The 16,277-nt window shown below is 62.5% G+C and carries 14 protein-coding genes; 5 read left to right on the top strand and 9 right to left on the bottom strand.

Features of this window, described 5'->3' with window-relative positions; genetic code table 11:
- Positions 1-11 precede the first annotated feature (11 nt).
- Complete coding sequence (locus tag C8D77_RS28000; RefSeq protein ID WP_109670319.1) at positions 12-1,328, top strand: M20 family metallopeptidase; 1,317 nt, start codon at positions 12-14, stop codon at positions 1,326-1,328.
- Between the two features lie 24 nt (positions 1,329-1,352).
- Here the strand turns inward: C8D77_RS28000 and C8D77_RS27995 are convergent, their stop codons facing one another.
- Genes C8D77_RS27995 through C8D77_RS27975 form a run of 5 tightly spaced genes read right to left on the bottom strand, consistent with a single transcriptional unit; the run spans position 1,353 to position 5,974 of the window.
- Entirely contained in the window at positions 1,353-2,387 is a 1,035-nt protein-coding gene (locus C8D77_RS27995) for a branched-chain amino acid ABC transporter permease (protein ID WP_109670315.1), read from the bottom strand.
- A complete protein-coding gene (locus C8D77_RS27990; protein WP_109670313.1) occupies positions 2,384-3,259 on the bottom strand; it encodes a branched-chain amino acid ABC transporter permease in 876 nt (291 codons plus the stop codon). The genes C8D77_RS27995 and C8D77_RS27990 overlap by 4 nt, the downstream gene beginning before the upstream one ends.
- Before the next feature lie 10 nt (positions 3,260-3,269).
- Complete coding sequence (locus C8D77_RS27985; RefSeq protein WP_109670310.1) at positions 3,270-3,983, bottom strand: ABC transporter ATP-binding protein; 714 nt, start codon at positions 3,981-3,983, stop codon at positions 3,270-3,272.
- Positions 3,980-4,717: an ABC transporter ATP-binding protein gene (locus tag C8D77_RS27980; RefSeq protein ID WP_109670308.1), complete on the bottom strand. Its 738-nt coding sequence runs from the start codon at positions 4,715-4,717 to the stop codon at positions 3,980-3,982. The genes C8D77_RS27985 and C8D77_RS27980 overlap by 4 nt, the downstream gene beginning before the upstream one ends.
- Positions 4,718-4,720: 3 nt before the next feature.
- Positions 4,721-5,974: an ABC transporter substrate-binding protein gene (locus C8D77_RS27975; protein ID WP_109670307.1), complete on the bottom strand. Its 1,254-nt coding sequence runs from the start codon at positions 5,972-5,974 to the stop codon at positions 4,721-4,723.
- Positions 5,975-6,164: 190 nt separating this feature from the next.
- Between C8D77_RS27975 and C8D77_RS27970 the strand changes: the two genes are divergently transcribed.
- Together C8D77_RS27970 and metH are read left to right on the top strand one after the other, a co-directional pair.
- On the top strand, positions 6,165-6,983 hold the full coding sequence (locus tag C8D77_RS27970) for an alpha/beta fold hydrolase (RefSeq protein ID WP_109670304.1): 819 nt from the start codon (positions 6,165-6,167) through the stop codon (positions 6,981-6,983).
- A gap of 131 nt (positions 6,984-7,114) precedes the next feature.
- Positions 7,115-10,924: a methionine synthase gene (gene metH, locus C8D77_RS27965; protein ID WP_109670302.1), complete on the top strand. Its 3,810-nt coding sequence runs from the start codon at positions 7,115-7,117 to the stop codon at positions 10,922-10,924.
- 89 nt (positions 10,925-11,013) lie between these two features.
- Here the strand turns inward: metH and C8D77_RS27960 are convergent, their stop codons facing one another.
- Complete coding sequence (locus C8D77_RS27960) at positions 11,014-11,418, bottom strand: VOC family protein (RefSeq protein WP_109670300.1); 405 nt, start codon at positions 11,416-11,418, stop codon at positions 11,014-11,016.
- Between the two features lie 102 nt (positions 11,419-11,520).
- Here C8D77_RS27960 and C8D77_RS27955 point away from each other — a divergent pair, with 102 nt between their 5' ends.
- Both C8D77_RS27955 and C8D77_RS27950 read left to right on the top strand, forming a co-directional pair.
- Positions 11,521-12,153: a TetR/AcrR family transcriptional regulator gene (locus tag C8D77_RS27955; RefSeq protein WP_109670298.1), complete on the top strand. Its 633-nt coding sequence runs from the start codon at positions 11,521-11,523 to the stop codon at positions 12,151-12,153.
- A gap of 156 nt (positions 12,154-12,309) precedes the next feature.
- Positions 12,310-13,704: a multicopper oxidase family protein gene (locus C8D77_RS27950; RefSeq protein WP_109670296.1), complete on the top strand. Its 1,395-nt coding sequence runs from the start codon at positions 12,310-12,312 to the stop codon at positions 13,702-13,704.
- 52 nt (positions 13,705-13,756) lie between these two features.
- Here the strand turns inward: C8D77_RS27950 and C8D77_RS27945 are convergent, their stop codons facing one another.
- The 3 genes from C8D77_RS27945 to C8D77_RS27935 all read right to left on the bottom strand — a co-directional run bounded on the left by C8D77_RS27945 (position 13,757) and on the right by C8D77_RS27935 (position 16,004).
- Positions 13,757-14,044, bottom strand: coding sequence for a PTS sugar transporter subunit IIB (locus C8D77_RS27945; protein WP_056583361.1), 288 nt, complete (start codon positions 14,042-14,044; stop codon positions 13,757-13,759).
- A 17-nt stretch (positions 14,045-14,061) separates the two neighbouring features.
- The gene (locus tag C8D77_RS27940) at positions 14,062-14,523 is read right to left on the bottom strand and encodes a PTS sugar transporter subunit IIA (RefSeq protein ID WP_109670293.1); all 462 of its coding nucleotides are present in this window, start codon (positions 14,521-14,523) and stop codon (positions 14,062-14,064) included.
- Positions 14,524-14,597: 74 nt separating this feature from the next.
- Entirely contained in the window at positions 14,598-16,004 is a 1,407-nt protein-coding gene (locus tag C8D77_RS27935) for a PTS galactitol transporter subunit IIC (protein WP_109670291.1), read from the bottom strand.
- Positions 16,005-16,277 lie beyond the last annotated feature (273 nt).

Below are 16,277 nucleotides of genomic sequence, written 5' to 3'. Positions count from 1 at the left end.
AGGAAACGACAATGCCGGACAACCAGACCATCATCGACGCCGTGCAGGCTGAGATCGAGGCCGATCGCGACTGGTTGATCGGGCTGACCCGCGACATGGTCCGCATCCCTTCGGTCAACCCCAAATTCGAGCCCAACCCGGCGATCAACCGCGAGGCGGATGTCCAGGCGCTGCTTGAGCCGATCCTCAAGCAGGACGGGTTCAAGACCGAGCAATGGGATGCCTTGCCCGGCCGGCCTAATCTGGTCGGCGAATGGGCGGGAGACGAGGACCGCAGCCTGATCCTGTGCGGCCATATCGACGTCGTGCCGGTCGGTGCGATGAAGGATTGGTCGGTCGATCCGTTCGGCGGCGAGATCACCAATGGCCGTCTCTATGGCCGCGGCGCCGTCGACATGAAGGGCGGCGTCGCCGCTTGCATCGCTGCAGCACATGCGATCCGCAAGGCGGGCATCACACTGCAAGGCCGGCTGGCCATCCACTCCGTCGTCGACGAGGAAGCCGGCGGCTTCGGCGCCATGGATGCCGTGAAGAAGGGCAAGCTCGCCAAGGCGGTGCTGGTCGCCGAACCGACCTGGGGCGATGTCCTGCCGGTCGAAGGCGGGCTCGAATGGGCGCGGGTGACGATCCGTGGCCGCAACGCCCATTCGGCACTGCGCTACAACGAGATCTATCCGCAGCGCCACGACAAGGACCGGCTGGAGCCAGGCGTCAACGCCATCGAGATCGCCGCCCGCTTCATTGCCGCCGTGCGCCAATATGAGCTGGACCGGACACGGGCGAAATCCCATCCGCTGCTGCCGCTCGGCATGAACACCATCAACATCGGCGTCATGCATGGCGGCACCGGCCTTGGCGAACACGGCCTGCCGACCGTCATGACCAATCCGGCCATCATTCCCGATGTCGCGGTGCTCGACCTCGACATGAAATTCCTACCGGATGAGAACTCGGCCGATTATCGCCGCGACTTCGAGAGCTTCGTCCATCATTTCGCGCAGACCGATGCCTGGCTGCGCGACAACCCGCCGACGATTCAGTGGGAACTCGGCGGCCTCTATTTCCCGCCGATGAACACGCCGGTCGACCACCCCCTGGTGACATCGCTGATGAAGCGTAAGGCCATGGTCGGCAAGGCGCCACAGGCGCGGGGCTTCGTCGCCGTGTGCGATGCGGCGCACTATGCCGGCGCTGGTGTCGACGGCGTCATCTTCGGTCCGTCGGGCGACGGTTTTCATGGTTCCGACGAGTATGTCGAAGTCGAATCGGTGGTCGAGACCGCCAAGGTGATTGCAGCTTCGGTCATCGACTGGTGCGGTATCCGCTGACGCGGGACCGCCGTTTCGAAACGGTCAGGCCGGGCGCTTCAGGCGTCCGGCGAGGGCGCCCCATGAAGCCTTGATCATGCCGACCAGCCCGCTCGGGTAGGCCAGCATCACGCCGATGATCAGCACCGCCGTGATCATCGGCCGCCACGCGCCGAAATCGGCCATCCATTCGGCGAAGATCGTCAGCACGAAAGAGGCGATGATGGCGCCGTAGATGGTGCTGGTGCCGCCAAGCAGCACCATCGACAGGATGATGGTCGCGAGACTCATGCCGAACACATCGATCGAGGCGTTGCGCTGGTAGGCGGCATAGAAGGCGCCGGCGATGCCGGTGAAGAAGGCGCTTGCGGCAAGCGTCAGCATGCGCTGGCGCACGATCGAGACGCCGCGGCTGATGGCGTATTCCTCATTGTCACGCAAGGCGACGATGCTGGCCCCGGCGCGTGAGCGCACGAACACGCGCAGGAACAGCGTGCTCGCCACCAGCAGCGCCAGCGCGATGTAGAAATAGGCTGATTTGCCGTCACGGACCATGTTGTGGTCGAACACGTAGAGTCCGGGAATGCGGACCAGCCCTTGCGTACCGCCGGTGATGGCGGACTGGCTGATGATCACCTGCATCACCAGTTGCGCAAAGCCGAAGGTGACCAGGATGATGTAGATGCCCTTCAGCCGCAGGATCGGGATGGTCACCAGGATCGCCGCCAATGTGGCGATGACACCGCTGGCAAACAGCGCGACCCACGGGTCGAATGCGGCCAGCTTGGTCAGCAGGCTGTAGGCATAGACGCCGATGCCGAACAGCGCCAGATGGCCGAAATTGAAGACACCGCCATAGCCGAGGCTGAGATCCCAGTTCGAGGCGACGATCGCATAGATGAAGGCCATGATCAGGATGTGGCGGGCATAGGTGTCGCCGAAGATGAGCGGCAGCAGCGCCAGCAGCGCAAAGCCGAGCACGAACCCGATGGCCTCGTGCTTCCACGGCGTGCGGCCGGGAGCGATCGGGGTTGCCGCCTCCGCGTGGCTAAGGGTCATCGGGGATGTCGTGTCGGTCATGCAAGGCCTCGGGAGCGGCTGGCGAAAATGCCCTCGGGGCGCACCATCAGGGTCAGGATGAGCACGCCGAACAGCAGCGCCGGTGTCCAGTACAAGCCGAAATAATAGCTGCAGGCGGCTTCGAAGAAGCCGATCAGATAGGCGGCGAAGATCGGTCCCGAGATGCTCGATATGCCGCCGAAAACGACGACGATCAGCGCCTTGAGCAGCGGATCGCTGCCCATCACCGGCGACATGAAGCGGTAGCCGCCCATGAAGATACCGGCCAGCCCGGCCAGCGAGGCGGCGATGGCGAAGGCCAACCCGTAGAGCGCGGTGACATTGAGGCCGACAAGGTGGCTGGCGTCTTCGTTCTGCGCCACGGCGCGCAGCGCCAGCCCGAGCCGTGTGCGGTTGAGGAACATCCACAGTGCGGCCAGGATCAGCGGCGTGATGACGATGATGGCGATCTGGTGCAGGGAGACGCCGACGCCACCGATGGTGGTGTTGCCGGCGATGAGCGCCGGGATCTGCTTCGAGCGTGGTCCCCAGATGGTCAAGGCGCCATTCTCGATCAGTGATCCGGCCGCCAGCGTGGTGATGACGACGACCAGCACGATGTTTGGCCGGCCGATCAACGGCCGCACGACGCTCGCCTGCAGGATCCAGCCGACGCCGGCCATGACGACGACGGCGACCGGAAAGGCGACCGCCGCCGGCAGGCCGAGTTCGACCAGCTGCCAGGCGATGTAGGCGCCCAGCATCATGAACACGCCATGGCTGAAATTGAACACGCCGATCGTCGTCCAGACGAGCGCGAGCCCGACTGCCATCATGGCGTAGAGGGAGCCCTGGAACAGGCCGCCGAACAGGATTTCCGCCAATGCGCTCATTCCCAAGTTCCTAATGGCCAAAATACATCGACATGATCTCGCCGTGGTCGAGGCTTTCGCCCGGCTTGATCTCGGTCGCCACCGCGCCATGATTGACGAGGTAGAGTTGCTGCGTCAGCTCGAGCAGGAATTCGATGTCCTGCTCGACGACGATGAGCGGCACGCCGCCGCGCGAAATGTCCATGACGGAGGCGCAGAGTTCGTCCTTGATCTTGGGCGCCAGCCCAAGCGTCGGCTCGTCGAGGATCAGCAGGCGCGGATGGCTCATCAATGCCGTGCCGATCGACACCATCTGGCGCTCGCCGCCCGACAGCGTGCGCACGCGCTGGCGCCAGCGTTCCGCCAGTTTGGGGAACAGCTTGATCACCTTCTCGCGGTTCTCCGCCTCATGCGGCCGCGCGCGCGGCGAATAAGCGCCGAGTGCCATGCAGTCGGCGATGGAGAGATCGGGAAACAGCCGGTTGCCTTGCGGCACATGGATCAGGCCGGCGCCGACGATGGCGCGCGCGCTGTGGCCGACAATGTCCTGCCCGTCGAACCGGATACGGCCGCTCTTCGGCTGCAACAGCCCGGAGATGGCGCGCAGCAGCGTCGTCTTGCCATGGCCGTTGGGGCCGAACAGGCCGACATTGCCGAAGCGGCCGGCCTCCAGCGAGATATCGTGCAGCACGGTGACGCGGCCATAGCCGGCGGTGACGCCTTCGACGCTGAGAATGGGGTTCACGCCGCCGACCTCCTGGTGCCGAGATAGGCCTCGATGACGCGCGGGTCGGCAATCACGCCGGCCGGGTCGCCGGCGGCCAGAACGCGGCCATTGTTGAGCACCAACAAGTGCTGCGAAAGGCTCATCAGGAAGGTCAGCACGTGTTCGATCAAAAGGATGGTGATGCCGCGTTCGGCGGTGCGACGGATCAGGCCGATCGATGTCTCGATCTCGGGCTTGGTCAGGCTCGACGCCGGTTCGTCAAGCAAGAGCATGCGCGGCTGCATGGCGATCGCGGTGGCAAGCATCAGGCACTTGCGCTCGAAGACGGACAATTCGCCGGCAAGCCGCCCGAAGGAAGCGGACCCCAGGCCGACGAACTCCAGCGCCTCGGCGGCCGCATTGCGGGCCGTTGCCGCCGTTTTTTCCTGCTTGCCGTAGCTGGCGCCGATCAGCGTGTTCTCGAACACGGTCAACCCGTCGAAGCTGGTCTCGCGCTGAAACGTACGGGCAAGGCCGAGGCGCGCGATAGCGTGTCCCGATTTGCCGTTTATGGCATTTCCGTCAAACCGGATGCTGCCCCGGTCAGGGCCAAACGGGATGCCGGTGATGATGTTGAACAGCGTGCTCTTGCCGCTGCCGTTCGGGCCGGCGATGCCGAAGATCTCGCCGGCCTCGACCTTGAACGACACGCCGTCGACGGCCTTCAGCGAACCGAACGCCTTCGACACGTCGTCCAGTTCAAGCAGGGCCATTCCTCACTTCATCCAGGGCTGGAGCTTGAAGGCGCCGGTGGCGTATTTCTCAGGCGAGATCAGCGTGCGCTGGCCGTCCCAGATCTGGAAGAAGGTGATCGGGATGTAGTCGTCGCCCTGCGTGGCAAGGTGGGTGGCGGGATCGAATTTCAGCCGCCCTTCAGCGACCTGCTTGTCGGTCTCCGACAGCGCCTTCATGATCGCCGCATGGTCGGATGCGCCGCCGGCCTTCTTGACCGCGTCGAAATAGACATTGGTCATTTCGTAGAGACCAACGCCATAGGTGCCGCTCTCGACGCCGTATTTTGCCTTGAACTTGGCCGCCACCTCATCGGCGCGCGGGTTCTTTGGCGTCGTCAGCGCGCCACCGAGCAGATTGTAGATGACACCATCCGACTTCTTGCCGGTCAGTTCGACGAATTCCGGAACGCTCGGTGCATATTGCAGGAAGACGAGGCTCTTGGTCGGCTGCTCGAGGAACTGGTTGAGGAAGGACGCCGAATTGCCCGGCAGATAGTCGGTGTTGATGACGACGTCGGGAACGTTCTCGCGCACCTTGGCCAGGATCGAACGCCAGTCGGTCACTTCGCCGAAGGGCACGATCTCGTCGACGGTGATGGTCCAGCCCTTCTCCTTGAAGGTCTTCTTCATGCCTTCGGAGATGGTCTTCGAATAGGCATTGTCGGAGGAGATGATGGCGACCTTCTTGGTTGGCAAGGTGATCTTGCCGTCGGCCGCGAGCTTCTCGACGAACAGGGTGACGTCGGTGTTGTAGGCGTCGAAGGAAGGCGTCAGCGACCAGCAGCACATGTATTTGTCGGGGCTCGGTGCGATGATGTCCCTGGTCTGCTGCGAGGTGGCCGCCAGCATGTAAGGCATGTCAGCCTCGGCCATGTTGTCGATCTCGAAATTGGTCAGGCTGGCATAGCCCGTCAGCATGAAATGCACGCCCGGATCGCCAAGCAGGCGCTCGACCGCACTGGTGACGTTGCCGGCGGACTGATCCTTGACGTCGCCGACCACCAGTTCGAACGTATCCCCGGCAACGCCGCCGGCTGCGTTCGCCTCGTCGATGGCCATCTGCACGCCACGCTGGAACTCCTGGCCGTCCGCCGCGGCCGGCCCGGTCAGCGGCGCAAGCAGGCCGATCTTGACGACCTCGGCGAAAGCGGGCGCGCCTGATGCGGCAAACATGCCGATCAGCGTCGTGCTCATCAGGATATGGCGGATTCGACTTGCGGCGGATTTCGGCTTCATCGTGCTGTTCCCTGTTTTCCTCCCGTTCATCGGGAGTTGGATAATTGACAATCTACGCATAATTGTTCTTATTTGAAAAGGATTTTTCAGCGTAACCTGACCGAGAAATGTTTACCGGCGGGACATGGGAGACAGTGGCGCTTTGTTGCGCAGCTGCTTCAAAACAGGGCAATTCCAGACGGAGCCGACAATGACGATCTCGCAGAAGACCCTTGAAACCAGCCACGGCAAGATCGCGGTGCGCCAGACCGGCGGCCAGGAAACCACTGTCATGCTGATCCACGGCAATTCGTCTTCCAGCGCCGTTTTCCGCAACCAGTTGGAGAGCCCGCTAGGCGAGCGCTACCACATCATCGCTCCCGACCTGCCCGGCCATGGAGCGTCCGGCGATGCGATCGATCCGGAGCGTTCCTACAGCATGGAAGGCTATGCCGATGCCATGACCGAAGTGCTCGGGCTGCTCGGTGTCGACAAGGCCATCGTCTTCGGCTGGTCGCTCGGCGGCCATATCGGGCTTGAGATGATCGACCGCTTTCCGGGCCTGCTCGGGCTGATGATCACCGGCACGCCGCCGGTATCACCTGACGAGGTCGGCAACGGCTTCAAGCCGAGCCCGCATATGCACCTTGCCGGACAGGAAACCTTCAGTGCCGCCGATGTCGAGGCCTATGCGCGCAGCACCTGCGGCGAGCCGTTCGAACCGTTTCTCCTCGACACGGTGGCGCGCACCGACGGACGGGCACGGCGCCTGATGTTCGAAAAATTCGCGGCCGGCACCGGCAGGAACCAGCGCGAGATCGTCGCCGGCAAGACGCCGCCGATCGCCGTTCTGAACGGTGTCGACGAGCCATTCGTCGACACCGATTTCGTCGCGACGGTGAAGTTCTCCAACCTGTGGGAAGGCAGGGCCCATTTGCTCGACAAATCCGGCCATGCGCCATTCTGGGATTCGCCGGATCGCTTCAATCCGATCTTCGCCCGCTTCCTGGCAAGCGTCGACAGAGCGTAGGTCCGTCAGAAAACCGGCGCCCCGGACCCCGCCTTCGTGGCGGGTGGGTGACAATCATGAGCGTCTGTCGTATATTGACATAAAGATATCCTTATGTGACATGGATCGGCTTGTCGCCAAAGGGATAAAAAATGTCGCAGAATTCTGCATCGCTGGACGCATTGTTCGGCCCCGTCGCGGCAAAACCCGACGGTTCGGACGTGCTTGCGGCGCTCACAGTGGCGGCGCGCGAACGCATCCTCATCCTTGACGGTGCCATGGGCACGCAGATCCAGGGCCTCGGCTTTGACGAGGACCAGTTTCGCGGCGAGGCCTTCGCCGGCTGCGCCTGCCACCAGCAAGGCAACAACGATCTTCTGATCCTGACCCAGCCTGGGGCGATCGAGGAAATCCACTATCAGTACGCCATATCAGGCGCCGACATCTTGGAGACCAACACTTTCTCCTCGACCTCGATCGCCCAGGCCGATTACGGCATGGAGGATGCCGTCTACGCGCTGAATCGCGATGGCGCGCGACTGGTGCGGCGCGCCGCTATTCGTGCCGAGCAGCAGGACGGCAAGCGCCGTTTCGTCGCCGGCGCGCTCGGGCCGACCAACCGCACCGCCTCGATGTCGCCGGATGTGAACAATCCCGGCTATCGTGCCGTGACCTTCGACGATCTGCGCCTCGCCTATGGCGAGCAGTTGCGGGGGTTGATCGACGGCGGCGCCGACATCATCCTGATCGAGACCATCTTCGACACGCTGAACGCCAAGGCGGCGATCTTCGCAGCAGAAGAGATCTTCATCGAGAAGGGCGTGCGCCTGCCGGTGATGATCTCCGGCACCATCACGGATCTCTCCGGCCGCACGCTGTCGGGCCAGACGCCGACGGCCTTCTGGCATTCGGTGCGCCATGCCAGCCCCTTCACCATCGGCCTCAACTGCGCGCTCGGCGCCAACGCCATGCGTGACCATCTGGCCGAAATATCAGGCGTCGCCAACACCTTCACCTGCGCCTATCCGAATGCCGGCCTGCCCAATGAATTCGGCCGGTATGACGAGAGCCCGGACTTCATGGCCGCGCAGATCGAGGAGTTTGCCCGCGAGGGATTGGTCAATGTCGTCGGCGGCTGCTGCGGCTCGACGCCGGAGCACATCCGCGCCATCGCTGATGCGGTGCGGAAGTATCCGCCGCGCACCATTCCGGACATCGAGCCCAGGATGCGCCTGTCCGGGCTGGAGCCGTTCACGCTGACCGACGAGATTCCGTTCGTCAATGTCGGCGAGCGCACCAATGTCACCGGGTCGGCCAAGTTCAGGAAGCTGATCACGGCGGGCGACTATGTCGCCGCGCTCGACGTGGCGCGCGACCAGGTCGCCAATGGCGCGCAGATCATCGACATCAACATGGACGAGGGGCTGATCGATTCGAAGAAGGCGATGGTCGATTATCTCAACCTGATCGCCGCCGAGCCGGACATCGCCCGCGTTCCCGTCATGGTCGACAGTTCGAAATGGGAGATCATCGAGGCCGGCCTGAAATGCGTGCAGGGCAAACCGCTGGTCAACTCCATCTCGATGAAGGAAGGCGAGGCTGCGTTCCTGCATCATGCCAGGCTCGTGCGCGCCTATGGCGCGGCGGTGGTCGTCATGGCCTTCGACGAAGACGGCCAGGCCGATACCAAAGCGCGCAAGGTGGAGATCTGCACCCGCGCCTACAAGCTCTTGACCGAGCAGGCCGGCTTCCCGCCCGAGGATATCGTCTTCGATCCGAACGTGTTCGCCATCGCCACCGGCATCGAGGAGCACGACAATTACGGCGTCGACTTCATCGAGGCGACGGGCGAGATCACCGGCACGCTGCCGCATGTCCACATTTCCGGCGGCGTGTCGAACCTGTCCTTCTCGTTCCGCGGCAATGAGCCGGTGCGCGAGGCCATGCACGCAGTGTTCCTCTACCATGCCATCCAGCGCGGCATGGATATGGGCATCGTCAATGCTGGCCAGCTCGCCGTCTACGACACGATCGAGCCGGCGCTGCGCGAGGCCTGCGAGGATGTCGTGCTCAACCGTGTGCCCAAGGCCGGCGGCACCGCCACCGAACGCATGCTGGAGATCGCCGAACGCTTCAAGGGCACGGTGGGCCAGGAAGCCAAGGAGCGCGATCTTGCCTGGCGCGAATGGACAGTCGAACAGCGGATCAGCCATGCGCTGGTCAATGGCATCACCGAATTCATCGACGCCGACACCGAGGAAGCCAGGCTGGCGGCCGAGCGCCCGCTGCATGTCATCGAAGGCCCGCTGATGGCCGGCATGAACGTCGTCGGCGATCTGTTCGGCGCGGGCAAGATGTTCCTGCCGCAAGTGGTGAAGTCGGCGCGGGTGATGAAGCAGGCGGTGGCCGGATTGCTGCCGCATATGGAGGCCGAGAAGCTGGCCAACGCCGCCAATGGCATCGACAATGGCGAACGCCAGACGGCCGGAAAGATCCTGATGGCGACGGTGAAGGGCGATGTCCACGACATCGGCAAGAACATCGTCGGCGTCGTGCTGGCCTGCAACAATTACGAGATCATCGATCTCGGCGTCATGGTGCCGGCGGCAAAAATCCTGCAGACGGCGCGCGAGAGACAAGTCGACATTATCGGCCTGTCCGGCTTGATCACGCCTTCGCTCGACGAGATGGCGCACATGGCCGCCGAGATGGAGCGCGAAGGCTTCGACATTCCGCTGCTGATCGGCGGCGCGACGACCAGCCGCGTGCACACGGCGGTGAAGATCCATCCGCGCTACACCAGGGGCCAGACCGTCTATGTCAACGACGCCAGCCGGGCAGTCGGCGTGGTGTCAGCCTTGCTGTCAAATGACAGCAAGGCTGACTATGTCGACGCCGTGCGGGCCGAATACAAGAAGGTCGCCGATGCGCATGCCCGCTCCGAAGCCGACAAGCAGCGGCTGCCGCTGACCAAGGCGAGGGCCAACGCGCATCGGATAGACTGGTCTGAATATGAGCCACCGAAGCCGTCTTTTACCGGCGTGAAGGTGTTCGAGAACTGGGACCTCACGGAACTCGCGCGCTACATCGATTGGACACCGTTCTTCCAGACCTGGGAGTTGAAGGGCCGCTATCCGAAGATACTCGAAGACGAGGCGCAAGGCGCCGCCGCGCGCCAGCTGTTCGAAGATGCGCAGGCGATGCTGAAGAAGATCATTGCCGAAAAATGGTTCGCGCCGCGCGGTGTCATCGGCTTCTGGCCGGCCAATGCCGTTGGCGACGACATCAGGCTGTTCACGGACGAGAAGCGGTCGCAGGAACTGGCGACGTTCTTCACGTTGCGCCAGCAACTGACCAAGCGCGACGGCAAGGCCAATGTCGCGCTGTCGGATTTCGTCGCGCCAGCGGATAGCGGCAAGCCCGACTACATCGGCGGCTTCATCGTCACCGCCGGCATCGAGGAGGTGGCGATATCAGAGCGCTTCGAGCGCGCTAATGACGACTATTCCTCGATCATGGTCAAGGCGCTGGCAGACCGCTTCGCCGAAGCCTTTGCCGAGCGCATGCACGAGAAGGTGCGCAAGGAGTTCTGGGGCTACGTGCCAGACGAAGCGCTGGCGCCCGACGAGCTGATCGGCGAACCCTATCGCGGCATCCGCCCGGCGCCCGGCTATCCGGCGCAGCCCGACCATACTGAAAAGGCCACACTGTTCCGGCTGCTCGACGGCGAAGCCAATGCCGGCGTCAGCCTGACTGAAAGCTATGCGATGTGGCCGGGCTCGTCCGTATCGGGGATCTATCTCTCGCATCCCGAAAGCTATTACTTCGGCGTCGCCAAGGTCGAACGCGACCAGGTCGAGGACTATGCTGTTCGTAAGGCGATGCCGTTGGCCGAGGTCGAGCGCTGGCTTGGCCCCATCCTCAACTACGTGCCGGCACACTATGCCGAGGCGGCTAAATAGCTGATGCCGGCGCGCGTCTGATGGAGAAGCGACAGGCGAATGCCAATCGCTTCTCCATTGTCATCCTGGCCCGCTTCGGTTCCGGTGGGCTATTGCATGGCGGACGGGTTCATCCACAGCAGCTCCCAGACGTTGCCGTCCGGATCTTCGATGTGGCGGTTGAACATGAAACCGAGATCCTGCACTGGGTTGGGATCGGCGCGACCGCCTGCCGCCACGCCCTTCTCGATTACGGCATTGACCTCGTCCTTGCTGTCGGTGGTGAGCGCAATCAGCATCTGGCTGTCACGCTTGGCATCGCCGATCGGGCGCGCTGTGAACTGGCTGTAATGCTGGTGTGTAAGCAACATGACCCCAATGGAGTCGGAGAACATGATCGAGCTGGCCTGGTCGTTCGAGAACTGCGGATTCAGCGTGCCCCCGATCGCGAGATAGAACTTGGTCGCCACCTGCAGATCGCGTACCGGTAGATTGAGGAAGATCATTTTGGTCATCGGTCTAAGCCTTGCTTTCGTTGACGGGTACTAGCCAGTCTAGTACTGTATTTGTGGCTACCATGCGGGAACGGTACCGTCTAGTACTAGTTGAGAGGCGCTATGAAAATTAATGGTGAGACTAGGTCGGCTCGCAAGGATCGTGAAATCATCGAAGCGGCCACAGCCGCGTTCATCGCCAAGGGTTATGATGGAACCAGCATGGAAGAGATCGCCACCAAGGCAGGCGCTTCCAAGCAGACCGTCTACAAGCATTTCACGGACAAGGAGACGCTTTTCAGCGAAGTCGTCGAGTCCACCGCCAGCCAGACCAACGATGTTGTCGAGTCCGTGACGATGCTGCTTTCCGAGGCGCAATTCATGGAGGGCGGTCTGCAGCAGCTTGCCCGGCGCATGACAACGACGCTGATGGACGACAACTTGTTGAAGCTGCGGCGTCTGATTATCGCCAACTCGGATCGAATGCCGCAGCTTGGCCGCAGCTGGTATGAAAAAGGTTTTGAGCGCATGCTTGCCTCGGTGGCATCATGCTTTCAAAAACTTACCAGTCGAGGCCTGTTGCAGACTAGCGATCCCCGTTTGGCGGCCAGTCATCTCTTCGGAATGCTTCTCTGGATCCCTATGAACGAAGCCATGTTCACCGGAAGCAACCCGCGCTCGAAGGCTGACCTTGAGCGGCACGCCGATGCTTCGGTCGAAGCGTTTCTTGCCGCCTATGGGGCGCGGTTGAAATAGTCGCGCTCCTCCGTCTACATCGGCTGGTATCTTGAGTAGATCTGCCGCGCCAGAAACAGCTTCAACTGCCAGCAGGCCGGTTTTGCACAGGCTGCTCGCTTACGATCCAAGGCTGCGATAAACCCAAGGCAGCCGTCTTTGCAGTTGGAGTGCCGAATGACCGTACTCACACGCCGCAGGCTTTTGAAAGCGGCTGCGGTTGCCGGCGCGGGCGGGATCGGGCTCTCGGCCCTGGGTCGGCTTGGCGGTTGGGCCGCTGCCACGCCTGAGCCGGTGGTTTTGCAGACGGCAAAGATCCAGACGAAGCTGATGGATGTCGGCCAGACCAGGGATGTGCTGACCTATGGCAACGCCGGAATGCCGCCGGTGCTCAGGATGAAAAAGGGCGAGCCCTTTGCCGCGCGTCTTGTCAACGCCATCGACGATCCGACGACGATCCACTGGCACGGCATTCGCGTTCCAAACAAGATGGACGGCGTGCCGTTCCTGGTCCAGCCCTACGTGTATACCGGCGACCATTTCGATTACGCCTTCACGCCACCCGACGCCGGCACCTTCTGGTACCACCCGCATTGCAACACGCTGGAGCAGATGGGCCACGGCCTGACGGGCGTGATCGTGGTCGAGAACCCCAGCGATCCGGAATTCGATGCCGAAATCGTCCTCAACCTGCGCGACTGGCGCCTCGGCGACGATGGCCAGTTCATCGATCAGTTCCGACCGCGCGATGCCGCAAAAACCGGCACTTACGGCACGGTGCGCACCGCCAACTGGCTCGATCAGCCGCAATATGATGCGCCGGCCGGAGGGCTGGTGCGGCTCAGGGTCGCTATCACCGACGTCACCCGGATCTATGCCTTTCGCGTCGACGGCGCCGAGGCGTCAGTCATCGCGCTGGATGGCAATCCGGTGCCGCAGCGTTTTTCGCCCGATGCCTTGCTGCTTGGACCGGGACAGCGCATGGAGCTGGCTATCCGCATGCCCGACGACGAGGGCGCGATCGTCAGCTTGAGGGACGTCAGGGGCACCAAGCCAAAAATCCTGGCAACCCTGCGCGCGACAGGAAAATCCCTCAAACGGGACATTCGCGATGTCGCTCCGCTGGAGGTCAATCCGATGGCGGAAGTGGATCTCGCCAGCGCCCAACATATTTCCCTGGCTCTGAGCGCCACGGCGGAAAACGTCCCGAGCGATGGTATCTGCGGTTCGCTTGGCTACAGTTTCTGGGCCATCAACAAGGTGCCTTGGCCCGGCGATACGCCGGATCCGACCGCCCCGCTGGCCGAATTGAAGCTCGGCAGGAGCTATGTCATCGACATGGAGAACCTGACGCCGCAATCCCATCCGATGCATCTGCACGGCATGAGCTTCAAGGTGCTGTCATCCTCGACGCGCCAGGTTCAGCCTGTCATTTCCGACACCTATCTCATCCAGCCCAATGAGAAGGTTCAGCTCGGTTTCGTCGCCGACAATCCCGGCGACTGGCTGCTGCACTGTCACGTCATCGAGCACCAGAAATCGGGAATGACGAGCTACGTCAGGGTGGTCTGAAGCCTCGTCCTGTCACCGAGGCCGCGCCAGCCTCGGCGACGCCTTGAGATCGTCACTTGCGCAACTGCGCCTCGATCTCGTCGAGGATCTTGTCCTTGCCGATGCCGGTGAGGAAGGCGAGGCCCTTGATGACCGGCTTGGTCACCGAAGCGGAGATCGGGGTGGTGGCGACGATGAAGTCGACATTGTCGGCCAGTCCCGGCACTTCGGTGGCCTTTGCCTGCTGGGCATTGAAGGTGAGGCCGCGCTTCTTCATTTCCTCGGTGACGGCGACGTTGACCGCGGTCGAGGTGGCGATGCCCGTGCCGCAGGCAAAGAGAATGGTTTTCTGTCTGGACATCTCTGCTTCTCCTTGTTTCAGCCGAGTACGGCTCGCACGTCTTCGAGGGTTCTGGCCGACCTCAAGCCGTCCAAGGCTTGCGGGTTCTGGATGATGGCCATGACGGCCTGCAGCGCCTCAATCTGCTTGTCCTTGTCATTGATGGCAAGCAGGAAGACGAAGCCGACCGGCAGCATCTCGTCGGGGTCTTCCATGTTGGCGAAGGTCACCGGTTGCTTCAGCGTGCCCATCGCGATGCCCGGCTTCAGCACATGCTTCGGATCGGTGTGCGGTACCGCGACATTGTCGGGGCGCTCCAGCGGCAGTCCTGTCGGGATGGTCAATTCGCGGCGCACGACCGCGTCGGCATAGGAGCTTTTGACATAACCAAGCATCTCGAGCCGGCCCGCCAGGATGCGGATGATCTCCTCATTGGTCGATGCATCGGATCCGAGCACGATCGCTTCGGGATCCAGAAGCTGCATGAGGCCGTCAGGCATTTCTTTGCTCCGTCGATGAAATCGTGCGCCCGTGAAGGGCGCACGATCGGTTCAAACGCAAGGCGCTATCAGGTTCAGACCGTCTCTTCGGCCGGCTCGTCCTCGGCGCCCGCGGCCCGTTCCCAGCCGAGCGGATTGCGGCGGTAGAGGACAAACAATGCCGCGATGACCACCGCGATCACGATGATGCCGACAAGCCCCATTCCCTGGATCGCCTCGATGATCACGTAAGGCACCCACAGGAAGCCGTCGACCACCGAGGTGATCTGCAGCGCATCCGCCGGCAGCTTGAAGCCTGATGCGACGGCAGCACTGGTGAACAGCGGCGCCAGCGCGTTGGCGACGTAGAAGCCGATGGCCAGCGTCACCGTGCCGATCACCACCATGCGGAACACATTGCCTTTGACCAGAGGCGCGGTCATGGCGACGATGAAGGGAATGACCGCCAGGTCGGCGAACAGGATGACGCGGTTGCCTGGCAGGATGATGGACAGGATGATCGCGATCGGCACCAGGATCAGCGACGACGAGATCGCGGCCGGATGGCCGATCAGGATCGCCGAATCGAGGCCAACAAGCAGCTCGCGGTCGCCGGTGCGCTTGCGTACGAACGCCTGGGCTGCGTCGGAAACCGGGAGCAGGCCCTCCATCAGTATCTTGACCATGCGCGGCAGCAGCAGCATGACCGCCGCCAACGTCATGCCGGTGCCCAGAACCTTTGCCAGCACCACGCTGAGATCACCCGCATTGTAGAAGGCGATCGCGCCGAGCACGAGGCCGATGATCAGGCCCATCACGACAGGTTCTCCGAACACGCCGAACCTGCGCTCGATCGTATCGGTGTTGATGTTGATGCGGTTGATGCCGGGAATGCGGTCCATGATCCAGTTGAGCACAATGGCGATCGGCAGGATCTGCGCGGAGGCAAGGTGCGGCACGGAAATGCCGGGCACGCCGTAGAATTGCTGCACCGCGCGTGCCGACCAGTCGGCGAAGAGCAGCGACAGCGCGGCGACAAGTGCTGCGACCGCGATGCCATAGGCCAGATTGTCTGTCGCGGCGACGACCAGTGAGCCGACAAAGGCGAAATGCCAGAAATTCCAGACGTCGACATTGAGCGTGCGCGTCATGCGTGTCAGCAGCAGCACGATGTTGACGAGGATGCCGACCGGAATGACCCACAGGCCGACCGATGAGCCGAAGGCGATCGCCGCGGCCGAAGGCCAGCCCACATCGATGATGTCGCGATGGATGCCGGTGTTGGTGACGATGGCCTTGGCAACGTCTCCGATCGACGTGAACATGAGGCCAAGCACGAGATTGATGCCGATGAAGGCGACGCCGATGGTGACGGCGGCGCGAAAAGCCTTGCTGATCTTGGCGCCCAGAACCACGGCGATGATAAAAATGACGATCGGTAGCAGGATCGTTGGGCCGAGCGTGTCGATGGCCCCTTTGAGGCCCGCGAGAACAGTATCCATTATTCCTCCCCTGGAGCCCCCGAGCCTTCGCTCGACGCCTCGCAATGATGCTCCATCCAGCCTTTGACGCCACCCTGGCGCAAAGACACTCCCCAGTCCGCCGCGAGGCGCATGCTCTCTGATCTGTCGATGAACATTTGCCTTTGTTGGCGAACGAATGTTTTATTGTGGCTGTTCACGACAATGTCAATTGGCAACCCTTTGTGCCAATCGCCCGGGACGAATGTCCCTTGTTCGGGCGATTTCGCTGGAAAATGCCGGTCGCCAACGGTT

This window comes from Mesorhizobium loti (assembly GCF_003148495.1).
Taxonomy (GTDB): Bacteria; Pseudomonadota; Alphaproteobacteria; order Rhizobiales; family Rhizobiaceae; genus Mesorhizobium; species Mesorhizobium loti.
The sequence above is the reverse complement of the archived record's forward strand: the minus strand, read 5'-3'. Positions and strand labels throughout refer to the sequence as shown.

Excerpts from the sequence above, each read along its gene's own strand:
- C8D77_RS27955 (WP_109670298.1), top strand. The coding sequence starts at position 11,521 with ATGAAAATTAATGGTGAGACTAGGTCGGCTCGCAAGGATCGTGAAATC.
- C8D77_RS27960 (WP_109670300.1), bottom strand. The coding sequence starts at position 11,418 with ATGACCAAAATGATCTTCCTCAATCTACCGGTACGCGATCTGCAGGTG.
- C8D77_RS28000 (WP_109670319.1), top strand. The coding sequence starts at position 12 with ATGCCGGACAACCAGACCATCATCGACGCCGTGCAGGCTGAGATCGAG.
- C8D77_RS27995 (WP_109670315.1), bottom strand. The coding sequence starts at position 2,387 with ATGACCGACACGACATCCCCGATGACCCTTAGCCACGCGGAGGCGGCA.
- C8D77_RS27975 (WP_109670307.1), bottom strand. The coding sequence starts at position 5,974 with ATGAAGCCGAAATCCGCCGCAAGTCGAATCCGCCATATCCTGATGAGC.
- C8D77_RS27945 (WP_056583361.1), bottom strand. The coding sequence starts at position 14,044 with ATGTCCAGACAGAAAACCATTCTCTTTGCCTGCGGCACGGGCATCGCC.
- C8D77_RS27935 (WP_109670291.1), bottom strand. The coding sequence starts at position 16,004 with ATGGATACTGTTCTCGCGGGCCTCAAAGGGGCCATCGACACGCTCGGC.
- C8D77_RS27970 (WP_109670304.1), top strand. The coding sequence starts at position 6,165 with ATGACGATCTCGCAGAAGACCCTTGAAACCAGCCACGGCAAGATCGCG.
- metH (WP_109670302.1), top strand. The coding sequence starts at position 7,115 with ATGTCGCAGAATTCTGCATCGCTGGACGCATTGTTCGGCCCCGTCGCG.
- C8D77_RS27940 (WP_109670293.1), bottom strand. The coding sequence starts at position 14,523 with ATGCCTGACGGCCTCATGCAGCTTCTGGATCCCGAAGCGATCGTGCTC.
- C8D77_RS27980 (WP_109670308.1), bottom strand. The coding sequence starts at position 4,717 with ATGGCCCTGCTTGAACTGGACGACGTGTCGAAGGCGTTCGGTTCGCTG.
- C8D77_RS27990 (WP_109670313.1), bottom strand. The coding sequence starts at position 3,259 with ATGAGCGCATTGGCGGAAATCCTGTTCGGCGGCCTGTTCCAGGGCTCC.
- C8D77_RS27950 (WP_109670296.1), top strand. The coding sequence starts at position 12,310 with ATGACCGTACTCACACGCCGCAGGCTTTTGAAAGCGGCTGCGGTTGCC.